This window comes from Bacillus sp. GW823-FHT06A11 (assembly GCF_058795355.1).
In genome coordinates this window covers 208596-215882 of record NZ_JBXAHS010000007.1, presented here as the reverse complement: position 1 = coordinate 215882, position 7287 = coordinate 208596, and the positions used below count along the sequence as shown (strand labels likewise).

The following is a 7287-nucleotide window of genomic DNA, read 5'->3' as shown; positions in this document are numbered from 1 at the left end:
AAAGTTAGTTTGTCTAGCATCTAAAAATAAAAATTGACGTTTCACGTTGTTTGTTTCGTTCAGTTTTCAAAGAACTAATTGGTCGCTCATTTGCGACTTCCTTATGTTAACATCTTCATTTTTCAATGTCAACTAAGTTTTTCAATTTCTTTTTTGTCGTTTTCTGCGTTTCCGCATCAGCGACGGTTATTAATATATCATGCAGTATATACAGGGTCAATACTTTTTACAAAAAAATTTCACATCCCGTTAAAAACTTAAAATTCATTATAGCACCCATTCATTCTTCATGGCTCCTCTCCTATCCATTTCATATCTTATCTCTTTATCAATTTACACGAGAGTGAAAATTCTAAATTTTATGTTATATTATTATTATAGGAGTGTGGTGAGAATGAGCATTAAGTATTCAAACAAAATCAATAAAATCCGGACCTTTGCATTAAGTTTAGTATTTATCGGCCTCTTCATTGCATACTTAGGTGTCTTTTTCCGCGAAAACATTATTATCATGACAACTTTTATGATGGTTGGCTTTTTAGCTGTTATCGCTAGCACTGTCGTTTACTTTTGGATTGGTATGTTATCTACTAAGACTATCCAAATTATTTGTCCAAGCTGTGATAAGCCAACAAAAATACTCGGCCGTGTCGATGCATGTATGCACTGCAATCAACCTTTAACACTAGATCGAGATCTAGAAGGAAAAGAATTTGATGAAAAGTATAATAAGAAGAGTTATAAATCATAAGTATCAAGGGAAATACGAGTTTGCAACACTACAAACGTTTCAACTCATTAAAAAGTTGATTTCTTAAGAAATCAACTTTTTAATTGTTTTATTAAATTTATTACACCTATTTTTTCGAAATAACAGTAAACATCCCTGTCATGTTAGGCGAATAATCTTTAAAATCATATTTTTCGTAGAATGACGTTTTCCCTTGCGACGCAAACAAACCAATGAATGCTTTATCTGGAGCATTCTGATTTAAGTATTCTACTAAAGTATTCATTATTTTCTTTCCAATACCATTCTTTTGATACTCTGGATGAACCACTATATCTTGAATATAGAAATAGATAGCCCCATCACCAACAATTCTGCCCATGCCGATGATTTGATTATTATCCTTGACTGTTATACAGTAAATCGAATTTTGAAGTGATATTTCCACCACCTCAAAGTTCATATAATTAGTCCATCCCACAGAATCACATAAATATTTATATTCTTCCAATGTTGGAATGTCACTTTTAATCTCATATTTCTTCAAAATGTCCCCTCCAAGAATTCATTTCCACCAATACAAAGTAAATTCGACAAACTTTTATCTAACCCTTCTTACTAACTTAGCACTGTAAATCCCGATTAACCTCACGCTAATCCTTATATAATAAAGAAAGAGGCTGACGTATAGCCGTCAGCCTCTTTCTTTATTATATATTACGCCTTATGACACTCTGGACAAACGCCATAAATTTCTAAGCGATGACTATTGATAACGAAGCCTGTCGTTTTCGCAGCTTCCTCTTCCAGCTTTTCCAAGCCTCCATAAGGAAAATCAACAATCTTACCACATTTTTCGCAAATCACATGATAATGTTGACTTGTAACATAATCAAATCTACTTGAAGCGTCTCCATAAGTTAATTCCTTTACAAGTCCAACCTCTTTAAACACACGTAAGTTATTATAGACAGTTGCAACACTCATATTTGGAAACTTACCTTCTAATGCTTTATAAATATCATCCGCTGTTGGGTGCGTCATTGATTCCACAAGGTACTCTAAAATAGCATGACGCTGTGGAGTAATGCGTACACCCGTATTTTTCAGCATTTCTAGCGCTTCTTTTAATTCTTCTTTGACCACCGTCATGCACCCCGATTCTATACGGATTATTATTTTATAATTCTTATAAAGAGTGTACTCCTTTTCTTATAAATCGTCAATATTTCTACTATAAGTATGTGGTTTATTTTTATATTCAGGACTTGTTTTTATGTATCTTTCCCTTTTTCTTCATATATTACATAGAAAAAAGTGCGACATAATCGCACTTGGAATACTATCATCTGAGGAGGTATGCCCTACACTTCCACTTTATGTAAGGCAGTAAAATATGTATAGACACTTGCCTTGTTTCTGCATATTTTATCTCCAACGTAGATTTATTTTATATAAGAAAGAACATCCTCAATATGTCCTTTCACTTTCACTTTACGCCACTCTTTTACAAGTTCACCGTCTTTATTAATAAGGAATGTAGAACGCTCGATTCCCATATACTCTTTCCCAAAGTTCTTTTTTAACTTCCAAACATCGTATAACTCTGCTACTTTATGATCTTCATCTACTAAAAGTGTAAATGGCAATTCATGTTTCTCAATGAATTTCAAATGTCTATTCGCTGAATCAGGACTTACTCCAAGAATAACCGTATCCTTCTCTTGAAATACTCCATACGCATCACGAAAATCACATGCTTCAGTTGTACATCCTGGCGTCATATCTTTCGGGTAAAAATAGAGAACTACATTTTTACCGCGAAAATCAGCTAGGCTAACTTCTTCTCCGTTACTTCCCTCTAATGTGAATTCTGGTGCCATTTCTCCTACTGTAATCATTGTTATCACTCCTACTCTTTTCCTTTACTATAACAAATGCTTCCTTATTTTTCATTGTCTATTACAGACCTCATCACAAAAGCAAAAGGGAGTGTATATCCAATTAGCGCTTCTGCAATTGCAATCCATCGCCCAATTCCAATCGGAGATATGTCACCATATCCAACAGACAATAAAGTAACTGCGCTAAAATATAAACAAACTTCAACGAGTTGAAAAGAATGAGCGTTCAAACTTTCTCCGTCCTCTTTCAAAACTGCGAAACCCATTTCCTCTAATACAACGTAACTTAATCCAAACGCGATCAGTACTGTTGTATAGATCAAAAATAATGTGGCCAAATTATACAGCGAAAAAAAACGCGTTGAATCTGAATAGGAACTCCATAATAATTGGACACTTTTCAAAATAGCGATTGCTGCAATTAATAGAATAAATCCCCATAACATGTCCTCCACCTCATTTTATATGTATGAGGTGGAGGACTGATTTATCCCTTAGAAACGAACAAGCTTCTATAATTAATTACCCGCGCCACGGTATCTTTTTACTCCTTGGTTCCAGAGGTTGATTGCAATCGTAAAACAGATAACACCAACAAGTGGCGTCGCGAATGCATAACTATTCCATTCTGTTTTTCTTAAAAAGTACGCTGCTGGATATACTCCAACAAACGCGAACGGTAAAACAAACGTTAAAATGAAACGAATTACACGATTATAAATATTAACAGGATAGCGCCCGTAATTACCTATGTTATACATAAGGGGCATAATTGAACTTTTCGCATCCGACCAAAAACCAAGGCTCGCAAGCGTAACAAATATCCCTCCATATACAAGTGCTCCTCCTCCTACCATCAATATAAATAAGAAGAAATCATACCAGTAAAAAGATAATTGTAACTCCACAGCTGCATATCCCATTACAACAATCCCTGTAATGGCTCCAATTAAAGATTCAAGTTCCATTCTCTCTAATATAATTTGAAATAGGCTATGGATCGGTCGCGTTAATACACGATCCATCTCCCCTTTAATAATGTATCGATCATTAAAATCCCATATATTAAAGAAAGCTGAAAAGATGGCAAATGGTACTAAAAAGAAACCATAAATAAAGATTACCTCTTCTCGACTCCATCCCTTCAATGCTTGTGTATGCCCAAATACAACGAGAATAAATATTAAATTAACTGCTTGAAGCGATAAATCAGAAAGTAAACCAACGATAAAATCGCCTCGATACTCCAATTTCGTTTTTATATATTGACTTGCATATTGTAAAAATAAGTTTATATATAGCATCTCATCATCCCCCTTGTACAATTAGACGTTTTCTCGCCGTTCTCCACATGAGTACAATTGGAATAATAAGTACAATTGCCCAAATCACTTGAAATACTAAAGCCTCATACAACTTACTCCCCTGTATACCTTCAGAAAAAATCATACTTGGAATATAACTAATAGCCTGAAACGGTAAAAACATCATTGCTTTTTGGGCCCATAACGGATAAAAACTAATTGGTAATAATAGACCTGAAAATAAATCAATAACAACGCGTTTTGCATACATAATTCCACTATTATTAAATAGGAAAAACGTAAGCATTCCCGTCATTAAATTAATTTGTGTATTAATAATAAAACTAAATATTAAAGATAAGAAGAAATATAACCACGTTTGAAAATTCGTTGTAATTTGCAATGAAAATAATAGCGTAACGATCACCATGCCCGGGATGGAAAAGAATGCAAAACGGAATATCCCCTCGCCAAGACCTTGCATAACTTTCATACCTAAATAGTTGTAAGGACGAATTAATTCTACAGCCACACGACCTTCTTGAATTTCCATCGCAATTTCTCTATCTATATTATTAAAATAAAACGCACGTGCCATCCACGCGATTGCGATATACGTAGTCATTTGCGAAATAGATAAACTTTCAATATTCTCTTTTCCGCTATAAATTGCTTGCCACAAAAAATAATATGCGCCGATATTAATTGTATAAATTAAAATCCCGCTATAATAGTTTGTGCGATACGCAAGCATCATTAAAAAGCGAATTCGAATCATTTCAATATACTTACCCATGCGTAATACCTTCTTCATAAATGTTACGAATAATTTCCTCTGTAGACACTTCGTTAATTTTTAAATCTTTAATTTGAAATGCTTGTACTACTTTAGAAATAAGCATTGAAATAACAACTTCTTCATTCGGAATTTTTGCAACCCATGCGTTTTCCTCTTTCGCTTTCGACCAAACGACATGATTATCTGGCATAACCATTGATAAAGCCTGATAGGAAACTGGTGCAACAAACTGAAAGTGTATTTCCTTCTCTGCTCCCCACTGCGTACGAAGATTTTTTAAAGAACCGTCATACATAATATTTCCTTCATCCAGCATGATAACACGCTCACATAAAGCTTCAATATCCGTAATATCATGAGTAGTTAATAAAATTGTTGTTTTATAACGTTCGTTCATTTCTTTTAAAAATTCACGTATTTTCAATTTCACAAGTACATCTAACCCAATTGTTGGCTCATCTAAAAATAATAACGGTGGATTATGAATTAAGGCTGCTGCTAATTCACAACGCATTCTTTGACCAAGAGATAATTTTCGAACTGGTTTATCTAATAAAGGCCCTATATCTAACGTTTCAATTACGTGCTCCATATGCTCCTTATACTGAGCGTCTGATACACCATACACTTTCTTTAATAAACGAAACGATTCTTGTACTGCAATATCCCACCAAAGTTGCGAGCGCTGTCCAAAGACAACACCAATTGTTCTTACAAATTCTTCTCTTTGTTTATGTGGATTCATTCCATTTACTGTGATTTGCCCTGATGTCGGAGTTAAAATCCCCGTAAGCATTTTAATTGTTGTTGATTTACCAGCACCGTTCTCACCGATATAACCAACCATTTCACCTTGCTTTACAGTAAAAGATACATCATTTACTGCTGGTACTATTTTATAATTACGATTTAATAAATCGCGAAATGCACCCTTTAAGCCCGGACGACTTGAATAGGCTGTAAACTCTTTACGTAACCCTTGTACCTCAATTACCGATTTCATAATCGGACCCCCCTCCTAAATGTCACAACGAATAGTTTACCCAACTGCCTTCGCTATCACAAACAATACGTCTTTTCGAAAAACATGTTAGAATAATACATAGATTTTTGTAAGGAGATGAATTGTAGTGAAATTCACAAAGTCAGAAGCATTACATAAAGAAGCTTTAGAGCATATCGTTGGCGGTGTTAACAGTCCTTCTCGTTCTTTTAAAGCAGTTGGCGGCGGCGCTCCTGTTGCTATGGAACGCGGGAAAGGCGCTTATTTCTGGGATGTAGACGGAAATAAATATATCGATTATTTAGCAGCATACGGTCCTATTATTACTGGACATGCTCATCCGCATATAACAAAAGCAATTACAACAGCTGCTGAAAATGGGGTACTTTACGGAACACCAACAGCGCTAGAGGTAAAATTCGCAAAAATGTTAAAAGAAGCAATGCCTGCATTAGATAAAGTCCGTTTTGTAAACTCTGGTACAGAAGCAGTGATGACAACGATTCGTGTTGCTCGTGCTTATACAGGTCGCACAAAAATCATGAAATTTGCTGGTTGTTACCACGGTCATTCTGATTTAGTACTTGTGGCAGCTGGATCTGGTCCTTCTACTTTAGGAACTCCTGACTCAGCTGGCGTACCACAAAGTATCGCACAAGAAGTTATTACCGTTCCATTTAATAATGTAGAAACTTTAAAAGAGGCGTTAGATAAATGGGGTCATGAAGTAGCAGCTATCCTTGTAGAACCGATTGTTGGAAACTTCGGTATTGTAGAACCTAAACCAGGATTCCTTGAAAAAGTGAATGAACTTGTTCACGAAGCTGGCGCACTAGTAATTTACGATGAAGTTATTACTGCTTTCCGCTTTATGTACGGTGGTGCTCAAGACTTACTTCGTGTGACACCTGACTTAACAGCGCTTGGTAAAGTTATTGGCGGCGGTTTACCGATCGGTGCTTACGGTGGTAAGAAAGAAATTATGGAACAAGTTGCTCCGCTTGGACCTGCATACCAAGCTGGTACAATGGCAGGAAACCCTGCTTCTATGGCATCAGGTATCGCTTGTCTAGAAGTGCTTCAACAAGAAGGACTTTATGAGAAATTAGATGAACTTGGTGCAATGCTTGAAAAAGGAATTTTAGAGCAAGCAACGAAACATAATATCGACATTACATTAAACCGTCTAAAAGGAGCTTTAACTGTATACTTCACAACAAATACAATTGAAGATTACGATGCCGCACAAGATACAGACGGTGAAATGTTCGGTAAATTCTTCAAGCTTATGCTTCAAGAAGGAGTTAACTTAGCACCTTCTAAATACGAGGCATGGTTCTTAACGACAGAACATACAAAAGAAGATATTGAATATACAATCGAAGCTGTCGGCAGAGCATTTGCTGCCCTAGCAGACAATAAATAATCCCGTCATTAAAAGGAAAAAAGAAAGCTCACCTTTCTTTTTTCCTTTTTTCTATTTCATAAACCCCGTATTAATAGTATAATTATTCATAATTATCTGTTTTATATTCTTTTACAGCATT

The 7287-nt window shown here is 35.4% G+C and carries 9 protein-coding genes; 2 read left to right on the top strand and 7 right to left on the bottom strand.

Annotated features, from left to right (window positions below; all coding sequences use genetic code 11):
• Positions 1 to 394: 394 nt before the first annotated feature.
• Positions 395 to 751, top strand: a complete 357-nt coding sequence (locus AC1Q8L_RS25855) for a YgzB family protein (protein WP_000025055.1) — start codon at positions 395 to 397, stop codon at positions 749 to 751.
• 106 nt (positions 752 to 857) lie between these two features.
• On the opposite strand, the gene AC1Q8L_RS25850 is transcribed toward AC1Q8L_RS25855, so the two are convergent.
• The 7 genes from AC1Q8L_RS25850 to AC1Q8L_RS25820 all read right to left on the bottom strand — a co-directional run bounded on the left by AC1Q8L_RS25850 (position 858) and on the right by AC1Q8L_RS25820 (position 5740).
• A complete protein-coding gene (locus tag AC1Q8L_RS25850; RefSeq protein ID WP_000759744.1) occupies positions 858 to 1277 on the bottom strand; it encodes a GNAT family N-acetyltransferase in 420 nt (139 codons plus the stop codon).
• 170 nt (positions 1278 to 1447) lie between these two features.
• Entirely contained in the window at positions 1448 to 1876 is a 429-nt protein-coding gene (gene perR, locus AC1Q8L_RS25845; protein ID WP_000237829.1) for a peroxide-responsive transcriptional repressor PerR, read from the bottom strand.
• Positions 1877 to 2175: 299 nt separating this feature from the next.
• Positions 2176 to 2631 (bottom strand): thioredoxin-dependent thiol peroxidase, encoded by a 456-nt coding sequence (bcp, locus tag AC1Q8L_RS25840; RefSeq protein WP_000633711.1) that lies wholly within the window; start codon positions 2629 to 2631, stop codon positions 2176 to 2178.
• Positions 2632 to 2675: 44 nt separating this feature from the next.
• Positions 2676 to 3080 (bottom strand): potassium channel family protein, encoded by a 405-nt coding sequence (locus AC1Q8L_RS25835; RefSeq protein ID WP_000964343.1) that lies wholly within the window; start codon positions 3078 to 3080, stop codon positions 2676 to 2678.
• Between the two features lie 72 nt (positions 3081 to 3152).
• Positions 3153 to 3938: an ABC transporter permease gene (locus AC1Q8L_RS25830; protein ID WP_000965774.1), complete on the bottom strand. Its 786-nt coding sequence runs from the start codon at positions 3936 to 3938 to the stop codon at positions 3153 to 3155.
• Positions 3939 to 3942: 4 nt separating this feature from the next.
• Positions 3943 to 4734 (bottom strand): ABC transporter permease, encoded by a 792-nt coding sequence (locus tag AC1Q8L_RS25825; protein WP_000521519.1) that lies wholly within the window; start codon positions 4732 to 4734, stop codon positions 3943 to 3945.
• Entirely contained in the window at positions 4727 to 5740 is a 1014-nt protein-coding gene (locus tag AC1Q8L_RS25820; protein ID WP_000843653.1) for an ABC transporter ATP-binding protein, read from the bottom strand. Before AC1Q8L_RS25820 ends, AC1Q8L_RS25825 begins: the two co-directional genes overlap by 8 nt.
• 127 nt (positions 5741 to 5867) lie before the next feature.
• Here AC1Q8L_RS25820 and hemL point away from each other — a divergent pair, with 127 nt between their 5' ends.
• Positions 5868 to 7166: a glutamate-1-semialdehyde-2,1-aminomutase gene (gene hemL, locus AC1Q8L_RS25815; RefSeq protein WP_000673247.1), complete on the top strand. Its 1299-nt coding sequence runs from the start codon at positions 5868 to 5870 to the stop codon at positions 7164 to 7166.
• Positions 7167 to 7287 lie beyond the last annotated feature (121 nt).

Coding starts and splice junctions, on each gene's coding strand:
- AC1Q8L_RS25855 (WP_000025055.1), top strand. CDS start 395: ATGAGCATTAAGTATTCAAACAAAATCAATAAAATCCGGACCTTTGCA.
- bcp (WP_000633711.1), bottom strand. CDS start 2,631: ATGATTACAGTAGGAGAAATGGCACCAGAATTCACATTAGAGGGAAGT.
- AC1Q8L_RS25835 (WP_000964343.1), bottom strand. CDS start 3,080: ATGTTATGGGGATTTATTCTATTAATTGCAGCAATCGCTATTTTGAAA.
- AC1Q8L_RS25830 (WP_000965774.1), bottom strand. CDS start 3,938: ATGCTATATATAAACTTATTTTTACAATATGCAAGTCAATATATAAAA.
- AC1Q8L_RS25825 (WP_000521519.1), bottom strand. CDS start 4,734: ATGGGTAAGTATATTGAAATGATTCGAATTCGCTTTTTAATGATGCTT.
- AC1Q8L_RS25820 (WP_000843653.1), bottom strand. CDS start 5,740: ATGAAATCGGTAATTGAGGTACAAGGGTTACGTAAAGAGTTTACAGCC.